Source organism: Aeromicrobium sp. PFPM2_SD2 (assembly GCF_057364525.1).
In genome coordinates, this window is sequence record NZ_JBNFNZ010000800.1 from 1 (window position 1) to 574 (window position 574).

The window sequence follows — 574 nt, forward strand, 5'->3', positions numbered from 1 at the left end:
CGGTCGCCGGCTGGGTGCGCGCGGCCGCCGACGCCGGTGCGACCGTGGCGCTGTCCACCCACGACGATCTCGCCCCGCGGGACGTCGAGGTGCGGCTGGAGCGGGGGCGGGTGGTCGCGTGACCGGCGCCGTCCTGCGGGTCAACCCGCTCGTCCTGCTCGCCGTCGGCCTCGGGTCGCTGCTCGGCTCGTTCGCGGTGCGCGACCTCACGACCGGCCTGGTCGCCCTGGGCGCGTACGCCGTCGCCGTCGCGCTCACGGTGCCGAGCTGGCGCTACCCGCTGCTGTGCCTGCTGCTCTGCTCGATCGCGGCGGCGTCGATCGTCTGGTCGTCGTGGCGGCTCGGCGGCCACGACGAGGCGAAGGCGTTCACCGCCGGCGTGCGCATCCTCGTGCTCGCGTGGCCCGGCTCGGTGGCCGCCGGGTACGTCGACCCGGCCAGGCTCGGCGACCACCTGGCCCAGAGCCTGCACCTGCCCGGCCGGTTTCGTCGCCGCGTTCTCGGCGGCGCTGCAGCGGTTCTGGTCGCTCGTGCGCGAGTGGCAGGAGCTCGAGCGCGTCCGCCGGGCCCGGGG

The 574-nt window shown here is 76.8% G+C and carries 1 pseudogene; it reads left to right on the forward strand.

Annotated elements, in window-relative coordinates:
• Positions 1–118: 118 nt before the first annotated feature.
• Positions 119–574: pseudogene (locus AC2W7G_RS18190) on the forward strand (hypothetical protein); the annotation flags it as partial.